At 70.4% G+C, this 16,454-nt stretch carries 20 protein-coding genes and 1 tRNA gene; 12 read left to right on the forward strand and 9 right to left on the reverse strand.

The genetic code is table 11. The annotated features are described in order from the left end of the window. The first annotated feature begins 5 nt into the window (after positions 1 to 5). The 8 genes from O3438_RS16745 to O3438_RS16785 all read left to right on the forward strand — a co-directional run bounded on the left by O3438_RS16745 (position 6) and on the right by O3438_RS16785 (position 8,172). Positions 6 to 569, forward strand: coding sequence for a DUF7426 family protein (locus O3438_RS16745; protein ID WP_269680838.1), 564 nt, complete (start codon positions 6 to 8; stop codon positions 567 to 569). A 174-nt stretch (positions 570 to 743) separates the two neighbouring features. Then, positions 744 to 2,717, forward strand: coding sequence for a phage tail tape measure protein (locus tag O3438_RS16755; protein ID WP_269680839.1), 1,974 nt, complete (start codon positions 744 to 746; stop codon positions 2,715 to 2,717). 5 nt (positions 2,718 to 2,722) lie between these two features. Further along, complete coding sequence (locus tag O3438_RS16760) at positions 2,723 to 5,473, forward strand: hypothetical protein (protein WP_269680840.1); 2,751 nt, start codon at positions 2,723 to 2,725, stop codon at positions 5,471 to 5,473. Positions 5,474 to 5,485: 12 nt separating this feature from the next. After that, entirely contained in the window at positions 5,486 to 5,938 is a 453-nt protein-coding gene (locus O3438_RS16765) for a hypothetical protein (protein WP_269680841.1), read from the forward strand. An 11-nt stretch (positions 5,939 to 5,949) separates the two neighbouring features. Continuing rightward, positions 5,950 to 6,720, forward strand: a complete 771-nt coding sequence (locus tag O3438_RS16770; protein WP_269680842.1) for a hypothetical protein — start codon at positions 5,950 to 5,952, stop codon at positions 6,718 to 6,720. A gap of 344 nt (positions 6,721 to 7,064) precedes the next feature. Beyond that, positions 7,065 to 7,301 (forward strand): hypothetical protein, encoded by a 237-nt coding sequence (locus O3438_RS16775; RefSeq protein WP_269680843.1) that lies wholly within the window; start codon positions 7,065 to 7,067, stop codon positions 7,299 to 7,301. A gap of 232 nt (positions 7,302 to 7,533) precedes the next feature. After that, positions 7,534 to 7,782 carry a hypothetical protein gene (locus tag O3438_RS16780; RefSeq protein WP_269680844.1) on the forward strand — a complete coding sequence of 83 codons (249 nt, stop codon included), beginning with the start codon at positions 7,534 to 7,536 and terminating at the stop codon, positions 7,780 to 7,782. A gap of 129 nt (positions 7,783 to 7,911) precedes the next feature. Further along, the gene (locus tag O3438_RS16785; RefSeq protein WP_269680845.1) at positions 7,912 to 8,172 is read left to right on the forward strand and encodes a hypothetical protein; all 261 of its coding nucleotides are present in this window, start codon (positions 7,912 to 7,914) and stop codon (positions 8,170 to 8,172) included. 52 nt (positions 8,173 to 8,224) lie between these two features. On the opposite strand, the gene O3438_RS16790 is transcribed toward O3438_RS16785, so the two are convergent. The 6 genes from O3438_RS16790 to O3438_RS16815 form a co-directional block, all read right to left on the reverse strand. Next, positions 8,225 to 10,228: a hypothetical protein gene (locus O3438_RS16790; protein WP_269680846.1), complete on the reverse strand. Its 2,004-nt coding sequence runs from the start codon at positions 10,226 to 10,228 to the stop codon at positions 8,225 to 8,227. Between the two features lie 22 nt (positions 10,229 to 10,250). Continuing rightward, positions 10,251 to 11,663, reverse strand: a complete 1,413-nt coding sequence (locus tag O3438_RS16795; protein ID WP_269680847.1) for a hypothetical protein — start codon at positions 11,661 to 11,663, stop codon at positions 10,251 to 10,253. Next, positions 11,660 to 11,941 carry a hypothetical protein gene (locus O3438_RS16800; RefSeq protein WP_269680848.1) on the reverse strand — a complete coding sequence of 94 codons (282 nt, stop codon included), beginning with the start codon at positions 11,939 to 11,941 and terminating at the stop codon, positions 11,660 to 11,662. The genes O3438_RS16795 and O3438_RS16800 overlap by 4 nt, the downstream gene beginning before the upstream one ends. Next, a complete protein-coding gene (locus tag O3438_RS16805) occupies positions 11,938 to 12,195 on the reverse strand; it encodes a hypothetical protein (protein ID WP_269680849.1) in 258 nt (85 codons plus the stop codon). The genes O3438_RS16800 and O3438_RS16805 overlap by 4 nt, the downstream gene beginning before the upstream one ends. A 78-nt stretch (positions 12,196 to 12,273) precedes the next feature. Further along, positions 12,274 to 12,420 (reverse strand): hypothetical protein, encoded by a 147-nt coding sequence (locus O3438_RS16810; protein ID WP_269680850.1) that lies wholly within the window; start codon positions 12,418 to 12,420, stop codon positions 12,274 to 12,276. Between the two features lies 1 nt (position 12,421). Beyond that, on the reverse strand, positions 12,422 to 13,798 hold the full coding sequence (locus O3438_RS16815) for a hypothetical protein (protein ID WP_269680851.1): 1,377 nt from the start codon (positions 13,796 to 13,798) through the stop codon (positions 12,422 to 12,424). A gap of 148 nt (positions 13,799 to 13,946) precedes the next feature. On the opposite strand from O3438_RS16815, the gene O3438_RS16820 reads away from it, so the two are divergent. Continuing rightward, on the forward strand, positions 13,947 to 14,159 hold the full coding sequence (locus O3438_RS16820) for a hypothetical protein (RefSeq protein WP_269680852.1): 213 nt from the start codon (positions 13,947 to 13,949) through the stop codon (positions 14,157 to 14,159). 53 nt (positions 14,160 to 14,212) lie between these two features. Here the strand turns inward: O3438_RS16820 and O3438_RS16825 are convergent, their stop codons facing one another. After that, positions 14,213 to 14,488 carry a hypothetical protein gene (locus O3438_RS16825; protein ID WP_269680853.1) on the reverse strand — a complete coding sequence of 92 codons (276 nt, stop codon included), beginning with the start codon at positions 14,486 to 14,488 and terminating at the stop codon, positions 14,213 to 14,215. Beyond that, positions 14,485 to 14,664: a hypothetical protein gene (locus O3438_RS16830; protein WP_269680854.1), complete on the reverse strand. Its 180-nt coding sequence runs from the start codon at positions 14,662 to 14,664 to the stop codon at positions 14,485 to 14,487. The genes O3438_RS16825 and O3438_RS16830 overlap by 4 nt, the downstream gene beginning before the upstream one ends. 201 nt (positions 14,665 to 14,865) lie before the next feature. Between O3438_RS16830 and O3438_RS16835 the strand changes: the two genes are divergently transcribed. From O3438_RS16835 to O3438_RS16845, 3 genes are all read left to right on the forward strand, one after another. Beyond that, complete coding sequence (locus tag O3438_RS16835) at positions 14,866 to 15,093, forward strand: winged helix-turn-helix domain-containing protein (RefSeq protein WP_269680855.1); 228 nt, start codon at positions 14,866 to 14,868, stop codon at positions 15,091 to 15,093. 66 nt (positions 15,094 to 15,159) lie between these two features. After that, complete coding sequence (locus tag O3438_RS16840; RefSeq protein WP_269680856.1) at positions 15,160 to 15,570, forward strand: GntR family transcriptional regulator; 411 nt, start codon at positions 15,160 to 15,162, stop codon at positions 15,568 to 15,570. A gap of 130 nt (positions 15,571 to 15,700) precedes the next feature. Next, a complete protein-coding gene (locus tag O3438_RS16845; protein WP_269680857.1) occupies positions 15,701 to 16,231 on the forward strand; it encodes a hypothetical protein in 531 nt (176 codons plus the stop codon). An 82-nt stretch (positions 16,232 to 16,313) separates the two neighbouring features. Here the strand turns inward: O3438_RS16845 and O3438_RS16850 are convergent. Further along, positions 16,314 to 16,386: transfer RNA gene (locus tag O3438_RS16850), tRNA-His, on the reverse strand. Positions 16,387 to 16,454: the final 68 nt, after the last annotated feature.

A 16,454-nucleotide genomic window follows, 5' to 3' on the forward strand; every position in this document is an offset into this window, starting at 1 on the left:
TCCTGATGGCTCTTCAGCTCGGTCAGATCGATGCCGTCTTCGACCCGGCGCTCGTACTCCCCATCGGAGGGCGCGAGTACCGGGTTGAGGACGTGCCGGCCCTCCTGGGCCTCTACTGCCAGCGCGTCTGGGCGTCTGGTGTCGCCGTCGCCCAGGCGACCCGCGTCGGCCGGGACGGCGACCTGGCAGCCGCCCAACGGGCCCTGGACGGCGTCAACCGCATCCCCCCACCACCGGGGGTCACCGAGGGCACACCGCTGCACGTGGCCGTCCTGGGCGACACCTACCAGCAGATGCTCGCCGACGGTGTGTCCGGCCGGTGGATCCAGCACGCCGGAATGACCGTCATCGCCTGGCTTGCCGCCGGTGACGAGGTCGCCGAGATGTACTGGGCGTCGGCCGGCCGCCCGGAAGCGCCAGCCCCGAACCGGGCAGCTCGCCGGGGCGGGGCATCGAGCAGTACGGGCGGGGCGAACAAGACCCCGTCACCGGGCTCTACGAGTGGTACGAACTCCCGCCGGAGAGGCAACCGGGGCAGGGGCTCTCGATCGGGTGGGACGACCTCCTGACCCGCTGGGACCTGATCGAGGCCGACCTCCAAGACCGGGGCGTCGACATCGGCGACCGGGCGCTCATGGCAGCGAGGCCGTGGCGGTGGCTGCGCGTGCGCATCGTCGGTCTGCTCCGCGCGGACACCCGCATCGGCCGGGCGCTCGCCCCCGACGAACCCAGGAGGTGACCGGATGCCGCTCAAGCTCGGTGAACTGTCGACGGTCCTCCGGCTCGACGACCGGCCAATGGAGCAGGGCCTCGACCAGGCCGAAGGCAAGTTCAAGCGCTTCGGCAACAAACTGGAACCGCTGGCCATGGGCATTGGTGCCGCGGCGGCTCTCGCGCTCGCCGCTGGGCTGGCCGGGGCGATGGAGTTGGACGCGGCGCAGACCAAACTCCAGGCCCAGCTCGGGGGGAACGCTGAGTACGCCGAGCAGATGGGTGCCATCGCCGGGCGGGTGTACGCCCGCGGCTTCGGTGAGTCGGCGCAGCAGATCGGCGACACCCTCCGTGCAGTCCTCAACTCGGGGCTGGTCAGTGAGGACGACAGCGACGAGGTGATCGAGGCGTTGACCGTCAAGGTTCAGGCGCTCGCGCAGACCTTCGACGTGGACGTCACCGCTGGCGCTCGTGCTGCTGGTCAGATGATCCGCAACGGCCTCGCGAAGGACGGCGCGGAGGCCATGGACATCCTGACCAGGGCGTTCCAGGAGACCGGCGACCAGGCCGGTGACCTCCTCGACACGTACTCCGAGTACAGCGTGCAGTTCGCCAAGCTTGGCCTCGACGGCAAGGAATCCACCGGCCTGCTCATCCAGGGACTGAAGGCCGGCGCCCGGGACGTCGATACCGTCGCCGATGCGATCAAGGAATTCTCGATCCGGGCGATCGACGGCAGCACCACCTCGGCGGACGGCTTCAAGGCCCTCGGCCTCAACGCCAAGGACATGACCAGGCAGATCGCCTCCGGTGGTGAGGGCGCGCAGAAGGGCCTCGACATCGTCCTGGACCGGCTGCGGGCGATGGAAGACCCGGTTGCCCGGGACGCCGCGGCCGTGGCGCTGTTCGGCACGAAGGCTGAGGACATGGGTGCCGCTCTGCTGGCGCTGGACACCGACACGGCCGCTGACCGGTTGGGCAATGTGGCCGGTGCCGCCGACCGGGTGGGTGACGCACTGGAGGATTCCGCCTCCCAGAAGCTGGAGGCGTTCAAGCGGTCCGCTCAGGCGGCCTTGGTTGAGCAGGTCGCGAAGGCCATCCCGTACCTGGAGGGGATGGCGAAGTGGCTGGGTGAGAACCGGGACGTCGTCGAGCCCTTGGCGATCATCCTGGGCACCCTCGCCGGGGTGATCATGCTGATCGTCGCGGCGACGAAGATCTGGACGGTTGTCCAGACCGCGTTGAACGTGGTCATGATGCTCAACCCGTTGGGCCTGTTCGTCCTCGCGGTCCTGGCCATCGTCGCCGGCATCACCATCCTGTGGATGAAGTCCGCCGCATTCCGCGACTTCTGGATCATGGTCTGGGGCGGCATCGTCGCCGGGGTAACCGGGGCGGTCGACGGGATCCTGTCGTACTGGCAGTTCATGATCGAGTTGGTGGTAGGCGCGGCGCTGCGGTGGTGGTCAACCATGAAGACCGTCTACAGCGCGATCGGCCAAGGCGCAGCGGCGGCCTTCAACTGGATCGTCAGCCGTGGCACCGCCTTCGTGAACTGGGTTGGCGGCCTCAAGGGGCGACTCGCCGTCAAGGTGTCGGGCATGTGGGACAGCATGAAGACCGCCTTCCGATCCGCCCTCAACTGGATCATCGGAAAGTGGAACAGCCTCGGGTTCCGGCTTCCGTCCGTGACGGTCGCCGGTCAGACCTGGGGCGGCGCAACCCTGTCCACCCCTGACCTGCCGTACCTGGCCGGCGGCGGCACCGCCCGTGAGGCCGGCATGGCGTACATCGCCGAGCGGGGCAAGGAGGCGGTCTACCTCCCGCAAGGCGCGAGCGTGCAACCCCTCGGCCCCGGCGACACAGCCAGCGGCGGCGGAGCCATCCACGGCGAACTGAGCGTCATCGGCGAGCTGCGCGTACGCGGCAGCGACCTGGTCATGGTCCTGCGCGACAAGGCGCGAGTCACCAACGGCGGCGTTGTCGCCCTCATCGACGGGAGGTAGCCCCGGTGTCATACCCGACCGGCGACAGCCTGACCGTCCGGATCCGCATTGCCTTCGGTGCCAGCATCGCAGCCGACCCGAATACCTGGGCGTGGACGGACGTCACCACCTGGTGGCACACCCCCGACGACGTCAGGATCGGCTGGGGCCGCTCGACTGGAGCCGGCCAGGCAGAGGAGTCCACCCTCACCCTGACGCTCAAGAACACCGACGGCCGCTTCACCGCCTACGACGCCCGATCCCCGTACTGGCCGAACGTCCGGCGGTGGACGCCCATCTCCTACGACGTCGACCTGGGCGACGGCGTCGGCTGGCGCAACCGGTTCTCCGGGTTCATCCGAAAGTGGCCGCTCACCTGGCCCGGGGGCACCCCGTTCATGGCGCTCGCCCCAATCGAGGCCGTGGGCGTGCTCGGCCGGCTCGGGCGCGGCAACCCGCCAGAGCGGTCGCCGATGCGCCGCGCGATTGAGGGAACCCAGCCGGTCGCGTACTGGCCAGGCGAGGACGGCGAACTGTCCGACCAGGCGGGGGCCGCGACCGCCGGGCAACCGCCACTGGTCGCGTCCGGCACCGTCGAGTTCAAAGCCGTCGAGAACTACACCTTCGCCACGTCGACCACCGTGTTCGGCACCACCGCCCTCGCCGACCTCGCCGCTGGCGGGAAGTTGGCCGCGAGACTGTCGGGGGAAGCAACGGCGGCCACCGCCGGTGGGCCGTGGACGGTGCACACCGCGATCCTGGTCGACACCCTCTCCACGCTCTCCGGCGATGTGGTGCTGCTGGAGTGGACGACCGCTGGCGGCACGTACACCCGCTGGCAGGTCAAGGTCACCACCACCTCCCGCACCCAACTGGTCGGCATCACCGCGGGCGGGTCGTCGACCCTGCTGATCGACCATCCCAGCGCGGCGCCGACGTTCCACCACTACTCCGCGTCCGCGTCGGTGTCCGGCGGAACGGTTACGGTGCGCCTCCAAACGTCCAACTCGGTGAACCTCACCACGACGTTCGGCGGCACGCTCGGCGGTGTCACCTCGGTGGCCGTCAACGCCACCGGAGTGACCTCGACCTCGGCGATGCCAGCCGGGCACGTCGCGGTGTGGGCTGCCGCGCCGATCCCCGTGGCGATCCTCGGTGCCACCGACGCGTACGGGGCGTTCGTGCGAGAGGCCCGCCGTTCGTGGCTCGGCGAGACGGCCACCGACCGTCTCGTCCGACTGTGCGCCGAGGACGGAATCCCCCTGGAGATGCCGGCCGTCCCCGCTGACTCCGTGCAGCGGATGGGCGTCCAGCCAACCGCGAAACCGGCGGACCTTCGACAGGAGTGCGAGGCGGTCGACGGCGGGCTCCTCTACGAATCCGGCTTCGGCCTCGGCTACCTGCCCCGCGCCTCGCGGTACAACGCCCCCGTCGAGCTGACCATCGACAACGCGGCCGGGCAGCTCGGGATGCCGTTCGCCCCGGTCGATGACGACCAGGCGTTGCGCAACCGGTGGACGGTTGAGCGCATCAACGGCTCCTCGTACACGGCTGTCGATCCGCAGTCCGTCGAGCTGCAAGGCGAGATCGAAGCTTCCGTCCGGCTGAACCTGCTCGGCGACAGCCTGCTGCCGGATCAGGGCGAGTGGCGACTGCACCTGTCCACTGCTCAGGAACCCCGATACCAGTCGGTGAGCGTGAACGTGGCCGCGCACCGGGAGTTGGCTGCGGCGTGGTGCGCCTGTCGACCCGGCTCCCGCATCCAGGTCACCAACCCACCCGCGCAGAACGTTCCTGGGGTGGTGGACCAGGTGGTGGTCGGGGCGACCGAAACCTACCGCGGGCGCCGGTACTGGCGGGTCAGCCTGAACGTGGAGCCGGCGTCTCCATGGGATGTGGCCACCGCTGACGGGCCGCAGCGGGCGGCCGGGGATGGCTCGGCGCTGGGTGTCGCACTCGGTGCGGGCGACACGGCGGCGGTTATCACGGCGACGCCGGAGAACGGGCCGTGGACGCAGAACCCGGGGAACTTCCCGCTGCCGGTCCGGATCGGCGGCGAGCAGGTCACGGTGTCCGCCATCGCCCCGGTGCTCACCGAGACGTTCACCCGGACCGTGTCGGGCGGATGGGGTTCACCGGACGTCGGCCCCGCCTACGTGTACGCGCCGTCGCCAGGCCAGTTCGCCGTCGGGGGCGGCGAGGGCCTGATCGGTGTCAACGCGACCGGCACGACGTTCGCCGCGACCGTGCCGGACATCGGCGGGGACCTGGACGTGGTGGTGCGGCTGCGCGCTGACGCGGTCGCGGTGGGCGGCTTCTACCAGCAGATGGTGCGCTATCGAGTCGGCGCCGGCTACGTCGAGTCCGTCATCCGGTACCACATCACCGGGCAGATCGACCTACTGCTTCAAACGCAGTCGACGGTGCTCGCCGCAGTCGGCAACGTGCTTCCCTACGGTGCCGGCAGCCCGTTCCTGCTGCACATCCAGGCGTTCGGCCCAACGGTGCGCCACACCTTGTGGCCGGCTGCCAACTCTGAGCCGGCATGGTCGTCGTCGGTCACCAACGCGCCGACCGGGACCGGCGACAGCTTCGCGTTGGCCGCGTTCCGGGATGCGGCGAACAGCCAGGCGGGAATGGCGCTGGCGTTCGACAGCGTCACGTTCCGCACCCCGCAGCGGGCCACGATCTCCGCCCGTGGGGCGAACGGCGTGCAGCGGTCGTGGCCTGCGGGCACCGAAGTCGACGTGTGGCAGCCCGCAGTCGCGGCGCTGTAGGAGAGGACCCCGATGGCCATCCAGACCGGCGATTACCTGACCCCCGCGAGGCTCAACACACGCAGCGTGCGCGCCCGGCGCTCGACGTCCCTGTCGCTGACGTCCGGGTCCATCACTGTGGTGCCGTTCGACGCGGAGGACTGGGACAACGCGAGCATGTTCTCCGCCACGTCTTCGACCATCAGCCTGTCGGTCGCGGGTCTGTGGGGGTTCGCGGCGTTCGGCGCGTTCGCGTCCAACGGCACGGGCCTGCGCCGGCTGCTGGTCGATGTGAACAGCACGAGCAGCTATCCGACGATCAACTCCAGGCCGGCTGTGTCGGGCGACAACACCCACATCACGGTGTCCGGCAGTCACGTCGCGACGGCCGGTGACGCGTTGCAGTTGTTCGCCCACCAGACCTCGGGCGGTGCCCTGAACCTCCTGGCCGGCTCCTACTTCACCGCCTGGCTGATCGAGTCCTGAGGAGCTGACCAATGGCCCGCGCAGCGAACATGCAGGCCCTGACCAACGACGTCCGCCGCCAGTGGCCGGGTGTGGTCGTCTACGGCATCGGCGACAAGGCCCACCAGTCGCGGGCGTCGGACCACAACGAGGACGACACCACGGGCAGCAAGGCCGCCCAGTCCGACCCGGACGGCCGGCCCGAGCACCGGGCGATCGACATCATGCTGGGCAAGGCGTTCACGAAGGCGGACGCCGACGCCCTGGTCGCCCGCCTGGTGGCCGACCCGAGGGCGCGTGCCCGGCTGTTCTACATCATCTGGAACGGCTACATCTGGTCGCGGTCCAACGGGTGGAAGAAGACGAAGTACACCGGCAGCGACCAGCACCGCGACCACGTGCACATCAGCGGCTTGGCCGCAGACGACGAGAACACCGCGAGCTGGCCCGCCGTGGCCAAGCCGGTCGTGACGAAGGGGGACGACATGTCCGTGAAGGCCAGCGGCATCATCGAGGCGTGGGGGGTCGGTGACCCGTCCGTCGAGCCGGTGAAGTGGCGCATCCGCGACGAGGCGTGGCAGAAGCGCACCGACGCCACCCTCGCCGCCGTCCTCGCCGCGACCCAGGGCCTCGACACCAAGGCGATCCTCGCCCGCATCAACGAGGTCGCCGCGGCCGAGTCGGAGCGCGACGCCGCCCTGGCCGAGCTGGTGCGCGCCGGCCAGTCCGGGGAGCTGACCGCCGAACAGGTGCTGATCAAGCTCCGCGACCTCCTGCCGGCCAGCACCGGCCAGCAGGGGTGACCACATCGGGTTCCGCGACGGGGGTGGCGGGAAGGTTAGGGACTGTGCGTGGTGACGAAGACCGAACGGGGAATCCGGGTAGCGCTGGACATCGGATGCATTCTCGTGGGCCTGGGCGGGATCGTGCACCAGACGGTCCTCGTCCCACCCGGCCAGGCCAGCGCGGCGCTGCTGGGGACGTTCGTGGCGGTGCTGGGGATCCCAGCCGGCGTGGGGCTGCTCTCGCTGCGCAGCAGTGGCGCTACCGGTACAACGTCGGGTCCATCGCCCTCTCCGGCGCCGGACTCACCGCAGCCACCATCATCATCGCCGTCGCCCGCGCCGTCCGGGGCGGGTGATCAGCCGTGACGTTCCGCGCGTGGCAGACGCTCATCGTGGCCCTGGTCTTCGCGTTCATGGCCGCTGCGGCGTCGATGGTCTACTCGAACCGCGCCGCCGCCGAGTCGGAGCAGAAGTGGTGCGGGATCGTGTCGACGCTGGATGACGTGTACTCCAGCACCCCACCGCAGACGCCGGTGGGTCGGGACATGGCGGAGCAGATCCGGCAGTTGCGCAGCGACTTCGGCTGCCCCAGCCGGTAGCTACTCCCCGTGGACGTGGTCGGGATCCCACACCACCTCCCGGCAGTCCCCCTCCAGGCACGGCCACGCCCTGGTCGGCCAGGTGCACTCCGGGCACGCCCACGTCGCCGCACCCAGCCGCTTATGACCGGCCGGGCACTGATCCGGCTTCCACTCCTGCCATGCCCGTGAGCCGTCCGGCTGCTGGGCGTATCCACCACGCACCACGACCCACACCCTAGGAGGCTTCACCGTGTCGCAGTACAGCTCCCCGACACCGGCCGCGCCGGTCGAGACCAAGGTGAAGGTGGCAACCATCTTCACGTACCTCGGCTCCCTGGCGCTACTGGCCATCCTGAACGGGATCACCAGCACCAACCTGATCGCGGGCCTGCCGGACGTCATCGAGGTGTTCGTTGCCCCGATGGTCCCGGCGGCGATCACGCTCGTGTCGGGGTATCTCGCGAAGCACACGCCCCGGCCGGACCTGCGCCGGAGCTGACCCGTGTCCTGATGTCGCATACATAGCGACAGGCGAAGCGCCCCCCGCTCGGCTCCGGCCGGGTCGGGGGGCGCTTCTGCGTGTTCGGGGACTGACTCACCAGCGGACATGTGCGACAGTGGATCCGTGATGACCCAGACGACCCCGCCCGCCAAGCAGCGCGACGTCGACCAGGCGCTCGCCGACCCGACCCGGGTCGAGCGGTCCAAGGCCGACCACACCGAAGGCCTGCGCAAGCTCGCCACCGCCGTCGAGGTCGCCGTCGGGCGTGGCGCCACCCGCGAGGAGATCCTCGCCGTGGCGTCCCGGGCTGCCGATGAGCTGGCCCAGTCCTCGACGCTCGCCGCGACCGCCCGCGCCCGCGTACACGACGGCGACGACACCTACTGACCGCAGACGCAGAGCGGCCCCCACCAGCACGGTGGGGGCCGCTTCTTGCTGTTCAGGCGGTGTACTTGCCGCCGTCGAGTTTCCGGAGCCGGCCGTCGTCGGGGTCGGCGTACTTCGCCACCCACTTATTGACCGTCTTCATGGACACCGTGACGCCCCGATCGGCGAGCTTGCGCTGCATCTCCGTCGGCCCGATGCCCTCCGGGGCCTCCCGGGCGACCTCGATCAGCAGTTCCGGCCGCCAGCCCTCCCCGTCTTGCTCGGTGGAGGGGCGGAGGTCGGCAACCAGCGACCCGAACACGTCGTCGAGCTGGTCCTTCGGCATCTGCGACACCTCCTGCCGGGCGGCGAACCGGCGGAGGCCATCACGCGCGGCCGCCCGACGGGCGTCCCGGTCGTCTGGGGCGGACGACGATTCAGCCGTCGGGCCGGTCGAGGCCCTGGCCGTCGAATGCCGCGCCGGTACGGCCGCCACCGGAGCGGGGTCCTTGCCCGCCATGCGGTCCAGCCACGGGCGCAGTGACTCCAGCCGTTGCGCGTATGCCTCGCCGCCGATCTGCTGGCCCGCCCGGTCCAGAGCGGGGCGGGTGGAGTCCGTTGCCCTAACCACGGCGGCGATCCGCGCCGGGGTGGTCCGGTACACCTTGATCTGCCGCACCGGCGTCCCGACGTCGCCGCGTCGCAGGTAGAAGGTGCCCGGGTGCACGAGGTCAGCGGATCGGACCTTCGCGCCAGCCATCATGTAGCCCAGGTCGGTGTCGTCGTCCATCGGCCCCGCCAACTTCAGCGCGGTCTGCTTCCGGACCGGCACGGGAATGGTGTCCTGGGTGGGGCGCAGGGCGGAGAAGATGACGTTCACGGCCTCGGCACGGCCGATCCGCTGCACGGTCAGCAGCGCCTGCATGGCCCGCTTGGCGTCCGGGTCACCGTCCAGCTCGGCGGACTCGTCGACCACGATGGTGATCTGCGGCAGGTCGGCGGTGACCGGCAGCAGATCGCCGCCAGCCCGGGCCGTCAGGGCGGCGTACCGGGCCTTTCGGTCCCGAGCGATGGCCGCTGCCACTTCGGCCATCACCATGACCTTCTCCGGGGTGTCAGCCACCCAGTCGATCGGCGGTGCTTTGATCTCGCCGTCTACGTACGGGAGCATGAACGGCACGGCCAGGCCGCCGCCGTTGAGGTCGGCGATCCAGGTGAGGTTGTCGCGGCAGCGGAGCAGGTTCTCGATGAGCACCTTGAGCAGGTTCGTCTTACCGCCGCCGCGCCGCGAGGCGATCAGGCCGGACGCCTGACGCAGGTTGACGACAGCGGGGGTCTTGTCCTCGTTCACGCCGATCGTCAGGTCCGACCAGATGGACAGCGGCGAGTAGTCCTCGGGGGCCGGCACGTCTTCGGCGAGGGCGTACACGGTGGGGATCCGAACCACGGCGGTGCCCTGGATGTCACCCTCGGCCACGCCGATCGTGCAGCCCCGGGGCAGGCTGGCCGCCTGCGCAAGCCGATGCTTGACGTCGTCGATCTGCGTCCACCCGTCACCCGACTCGGGGGCGAACGTGACGTACAGCGTGAAGCCAGTGCCGAGCGGCCAGTCGTCGTCACCGGTGATGGTGACCGGCTGAACGCGGGCCAAGCGCTCGATGCGCTGCTTCCACACCGCCCGCCTGCCGGTCGGCACGGTCGCCCGACCGGGTTCCGTGGCCGACTGCTGACCGGCCGCGGGTGCGTCGTCGCCGACGAAGGCCGGGGCGGTGGCCACGCCGAACAGCGCAACTCCCGCCCCGGCCACGAGGTTGGCGAGGTTCCACGGTCCGGTCACCGTCGACCACGTGGTCCAGGCTCCGGCGGCCAGGCCGGCAGCGAGCCGGAAAGCCCGCTCCGACCACGGCAGCCCAGCCCGGTAGTCCCGGACCGCCACCCCGGCGACGGCAGCGCCGGCCAGGATCGCGGGTACCGCCGCCGGCACGTCCCACGCCGTACACAGTCCGGCGCCGACGAGCGGGCCGACGGTGGCGATGACCGCGCTGGCGATGTTCTCCCCTGACCTCTGACCGTTCACTGCCCCTACCTCCCCTACCCGCTCAGACGTTCCAGCGACGCTCGCCCGAACGGGGGGCCTCGCCGCGCTCGATGTCGGTCTCGTTCTCCCGGTGCACGGTCGTCTTGGCCTCGCCCACCGTGCTCGCGGCGGCCTTCACGTCACCGGCGACGCTGCCGAGCGCCTCGACGACGGGAGCGGCCAGGGGCCACTCCGACTCCGCACGGCTGGCCATCATCTTGATGCCACCCTCGATGGCGGACAGTGCCTCTCCGAGCTGCGGCAACTCCCGCACGAAGACGTGCATGTCCTCCTCGTCGTACGCCTTCATCTGGGCTGCCAGGTCCTCGGCGGCGGCCAGGATGTCGCGCATGCTTCCCACGGCTGTTCCTCTCGTTCGGCGGGAGGACACCGGCGCCGGCGTGGCGTCGGCTGCCCTCTCGACTGCTTCCTTGACCAGCTGCTCCGTTGCGGGCGGCTGGGGCTTCTCGGCGGTGGTGGTCGCCGTGGCCGGTTCGGTCTTGGCCTGCGTGGCAGGGTCGGCCTTGGCATGCTGGGCAGGCTTCTTCGGCTGCGGCTTGCCGTTGGCCCCCTCACGCACGCCTCGCAGGAAGGCGGCCACGGCACCGGCGCCCTTCCGGGCATGCTGCCGGGCGACCGCTGCGGTGCTCTTCCGCTTCGCGCCAGCCCGGGGAGCGGTCGCCCTTCGACTGCTACCGATCCGGCCAAGGGCCGACCGGAGTCCGGTGCGCCGCCCGACTGAACCGGCGGATGCGGCGCGGCCGGGGCTGGCCTTCCGGGCGCTCCGTCCGAGGCGGCCGAGGATTCCTCCGCCGCGCACCCCGGCCCGGCCGGTGCCGGTGCCGCCCCGGCGTCCCGTCGACGCCGAGCGGCGCAACCGACCCAGCAGACCACCTGTCCGCCCCGGGCCGGAGCCGGACCGGCTCGCCCCGGTGCGCCGCCTGCTGTTGAGTCGCCCACCGGTGAGCCGGCTCAGGAGACCTCGCCGGCCCAAGCCACTGGCCCTCCCCGCTCCACCCGTCCCGGACCCGGTGCGGCCCTTGCGACCGAACAGGCGAGAGATCCGCCCCCCGCTGCCCGCACCCAGGCCGGCAACCGCACCGGGTCTGCCGCGCAGCGCCCCGGCGGCAGCGCGCAGCACCCGGGCGTCCCGCCGGTTGCGCCACCGCGACCAGATCAGCAGGGCGAGCCCTGCGAGGAAGACGAGCGAACCGTGGATGACTCCGCCCAAGAACACGCCGCCGACCTGCCACACCAACAGCTCCATCGCGACCACCACCAGAGCGGCGGCGGCGAGCACCTTCGGCGGCGGCACCCGCAGCGGGGGCCGGGCGGGTCGCTTCGGTGCCTCTTTGGCGGGCTTCACCGCCTGGTCTGTGGGCTCGGGCTCGGGGTGAGTCACCGGGGGGTGAGTCACCTGGGGTTCGGTCGTCATTTCTGCACCTCAGCGGGGGTGAGAGAAACCTCGGCCGGGAGGTGACTCACCTGGGGTGAGTCACCTCCGGGTGAGACCTTCAGCCAGGCCAGCAGGTGGCAGGCGAGCGCGGTCGCTGCGGCGGTTCCGAGAGCCGCAGCGAGCCAGGTGTGCATCGGCAACCACGGCCCCCGGGCTGCACGATCGGCGGCGAGGAACCCGCCGAGGGCGATGGCGGCGACAAGGGCGACGTTGCCGCGCACGTTGAGCGCGGCGGCCCGCTGCTTCGGCGTCTTCACCGGTGGTCCGCCCGGTACTCCATGGCCAGCGCGAACGCGGCAATGCAGGCGATGGCGACAAACGCGAGGACGCTGCCCGGGATGTACTCCCGCTGGCCGGCGAGGTCGGCCCAGGCGACGGCGAACGTGGGCAGGAGCAGCGCAGGAAGCGCGCCGTTGAAGAGCCACCTCCACCGGTTGACCTCGTAGACCGTCTCGGGCTGCGGGTCGTCGAGGTCCAGGTCGATGTCCTGGTCCAGGGGGACGGTTGTCATGATGGGCATCTCCTTCGCTGGAGGCGGCGCCCGGCCCGGCTGTAGGAGGTGGGACCGGGCGCCGCGCTTGTGGGTGGGTCAGCGCCGGTTCTGCTGCTCGGCGATCAGGCGGGCGGAGCGGCGGGAGATCGGGGTCTCGACGCCGTTCGCCTTGTTCTGCTGCTCCCTGCGCTGCGCCCGCAGCGTCTCGGTCGTCGACGGGATCACGGACTCGTTCTGCGGCATCTCAGCTCTCCTTCGTGGTGGTCGTGGTCCGCTCGGCGCGGACCAGGTTGATGGCCTTGCCGGTGTAGTCCGCCGACGTCCAGCCCATGACGCGCATGACCTCGGCGCGGGCCGGAATCTCGCCCCGGAACTTCTTCGCCAGCGCCTTAGCCATCTCCCGCACCTTCGGCGGAACCTCTCCGCCGGCAGCCGGGCTGACCGGCCTGGCTCGGTCCACGCGGGCGGTGCTCCGCCGCTCCGTGGTGGCTCGGGCCGCCGGTACGGACCCGCTGGTCCGGGGCTGGTCCACCGCGCCGGGTTTGGTCCGCGACAGGTCCGTGCCGTTGGTCCGTCCGCTGGACCAGTGCTGGTCCACTGCCCTGGTCCAGATCTGGTCCGCGACCTCGGGCCGCATCTGGACCAGGCCGTTGGACCGGATCTGGTCCACCAGGGCGGCCGGCGGTTGGACCATGCGGACCCGCTCGGTGGCGTCGCGCATGATGAGCCGAACGTCGTCGAGGGTCTGCCGTCCGCGCTCGTCCAGGTCTTCGTCCGGGCGGAACAGCTCCTGCTCGATGTTGAGGGTGAGCCGTAGCTGCTTGCGGGCCGCCGCCACGTCTTCCGGGGTGGCGGCTTTCGTCAACTGCTGGACCCGGCGTCGGGCGGCGACCAGGGGGTCCTCACGCCGGCGCCACCGCGATGCCTTGGCCGGTTCGCCCGCGTGGAGCTTCGCGGCTTCCTGCTCGGCGTACAGCGACAGGCCGGCGTCGACCAGGGCGGCGATGCGCCGCTGGGCGAACACCTCGCTGAGGTCGTCGACCGCCCCGGGCTTCTTCCACCCCCACTTCACCAGCAGGCGGTCCGGCGTCCAGATCCAGTTGGACTCCTGCCGCTTCGCCCCGTCGCCCCGCTTGGCGAGGATCTTCTGGGTGGCGAGGGCGGCACCGACGAGCGGGGAGAAGAACCGCAGGAACCACACGGCGGCGTTGCCGCTGGCGAAGCTCACAGTGATCGACGCGGCGATCGACATGCCCCAGATGATCGCCAGGTAGAGGCCGATTCGGGCGTTCTTGTCCTTCGCGAGCGCCTTGAGCGCTGAGGCTCGCTGCGCGTAGATCACCACGTCGTACGCGGCGAACATCGCGACAGCCAGGGGCACGGGCACGCCGAGCTTGTTGCGGACGACCTCCCACATGCCCTCCGTGGTGACGACCAGGAAGAGCAGCACGCCCAGGTTGGTCGCAACCTCGTCGTGCTCGCGGTCCTTCGTGAATCGGCGGATGGTTCGTGCGCCGATGAGTGCGCCGATGATGCCGGCCCCGACGGCGACGTGCTGCGCGTTCTGCTGCGCGACGTCGAGTGCGTCGGGGATCCAGGCGGCCCAGTCGGGGAGGTTCATGTCGATCAGGATGTCACAGAGTTGCGATAGTTGCCACTGTTGCTACCCTCTGGGCATGTCGCCACCTACCGGTACTGCGCTGGCACCGCCGCGTCTGCGATCATCGGGAGACTCGCCACAGTTGCGAGGACCGACGGAGAGGGTGGGCGTGGCTTCCGAGTGGCTCAGTGCGCAACAGGCGACAAACCTGATCCAGGCCGCCGGCTACCCGGACAGCATCGACACGATCCGGCGCCGCATCGACGCCGGGAAGTTTGGTGAGCAGGGCAAAGACTGGTACAAGGCGGAGAGCGGCTACCGGTACGTCACGCCGACGGCGGTGGCGGAGTTCATCCGGAAACGCAAGGTCGGCGAGCAGTAGCCCCAAACGCAGGAAAGCCCCCGACCCACCCGGTCGGGGGCTTCGTCGTTCGGTCAGTTCGGGGCCGGCACCCTGGCCCGGCGGCCCGGTGCGGCCACCGTGACCGCAGGGAGCTGGAGCACCTTCAACCCAGCCGCCTGGACGTACAACTCCCGCTTGTCGACCGCCTGTCCCCTCGGCCCGAGCACATACCCGGTCAACCAGATCCACCCCGGGTAGTTCGTCCGCTCATCGACGCTGACGACCTGTACCCGCACCGCACGACTGCCACTGAACTGCACGCTGCACTCGGGGCCGACCAGCACCACCGCGCCGGGGTCGGGCCTCACCGCAGCGCCCCGATCACGATGCCCACCAGGACCATGACCGCGACCAGGGCGGCGGCGAGACGAGCACGGCGCAAGTCGCGCGGCGGCAGCGGGTCGGGGAGCGGCTCCTGCGCCCTGACGCTGTCACCGTCGGGGCAGCGCCCGTGAGGCCAGGTGTGCCGGAATGGGTCGCTCATCGTCAGGCCTCCCAGCAGTGGAGGTGTGGGGGCCGGGCGGGGCGTCACGGGGGATCACCCCGCCCGGCGCGGGCGCTCCGCTGCTGACGAGAGGCCCGACACGGCCGAACCTAGAGTGCTGTGTATGCACAGTCAACACTGTGTGCACAGAGTGTCATGTCTGGTGCCAGGCTCAAGGGGCTGACGAGAGGTGGCCCCGCCATGCCCAGACGACCTGTCTACGAACAGGTGATCGACGACGTGTCCGCGTCGATCCGGTCCGGCACGCTGAAGCCGGGCGACAAGCTGCCGTCGATCGCTGAGCTGTGCGCGCAGTACGACGCGTCGGCGACACCGATCCGGTACGCGCTGCGCATCCTCGACGAACGCGGCTGGATCGAGACACATCAGGGCAAGGGCAGTTTTGTGGCGGCAACACCGCCCCAGTAGGTGGACCGGTGGACCGGTCCACCTGACCACCCAACCTGTCGGTACCAGTTCCCTACGGTCCGGGGCGTGATCGACCCGCACTCGGGTGTTCCTGCGCACCGCCAGCTCGCTGAGCTGCTGCGGAGGCGGATCGCTGCTGGCGAGTGGACCCCTGGGTCGCTGCTGCCGCCGGCGCCGCGACTGCGGTACGAGTACGGGGTGGGCAAGGCGACGGTGCAGGCTGCCATGGCCGCGCTGCGCTCCGAGGGCCTCGTTGAGCTGAGCCACGGGGTCGGGATTCGGGTCCGGGAGCGACCCGCCGTTGAGGTGGTGCTGGTCGACGCCGCCGACCGGGTGGCCGCCAGGCAGCCGACCCCGGAGGAACGGATGCGACATGAGGTGCCGGAGGGGGTTCCCGTATTGATCGTGATACACCCGGACGGCCTACATGATCTATACCCGGCGGACCGGTTCGAGGTGGCCTTCCGTCCAGAGTGAGGCAACGGCCAGGAGACTTGAATCGTCGGAAGTGACCAGTACGTAACGCGAGCGTCACTGATGTTTCGCTATCTGCAAGTCCGGGCGCATCCCGGTTCTGCGCCCTCGTCCCATCCGCGAGACTCCCGCGATGGAACACACGTGGGGACCCCAAACCGCAGACCCTCCGCGACGCCACACCGAGTACGGCTACCTCATCCTCGCTGTCGCCGCGATCGTCTTCGCCACCGCTCTCTTCCTCGTTGACCACCTGACGCCGGTGAACTTTCCGTTCGGCACGTACCCGCTCCTCACCGGCCTGTTCGCCGTCGGCGGGTGCGGCTGGGTGGTGCGCTCCAGCGACGCCCAGCGCCAGGAGCTGGCCGACCGGCTCGCCAGAGTGGAGCAGATGCTCGCCGAGCAGTGCGACAGCCGACCCCCCCGCCGCGTGGCAGTCCACCGCTCCAACGGCCAGACCTACGCCTCCCGCTCCGCCCAGGGCGACACGATCGGCTTCACCCGTCAGATCGATGCGGATACGGTCGGCGGACTTCAGGTCGCCAACCAGCGCCAGCGTCTCTCGGCGGACACCGACCCGACCACCGCGGCCCGGGTCGAGGGATACGTCGAGGGATACGCGGACGGGGTCACGCGCCGCGACGAGGGAAACTCGCCGAACTGAGTTCCCCTACCAGTCCCCTAAGACGACTCAGGCCCCCTCCGAAGAGGGGGCCTGAGCTGCGGTGGAGAAGATCCACTAGCCGGGTGACTGATGGGAATTGAACCCACGACAACCGGGACCACAACCCGGTGCTCTGCCAACTGAGCTACAGCCACCACGCCGCCGTCGCCCGGTCGATCGCCCCGGGCGGGGTGCGCACCAATGATAGCGGCACCGAAGCCGG

Source organism: Micromonospora sp. WMMC250, assembly GCF_027460215.1.
Taxonomy (GTDB): Bacteria; Actinomycetota; Actinomycetes; order Mycobacteriales; family Micromonosporaceae; genus Micromonospora; species Micromonospora taraxaci.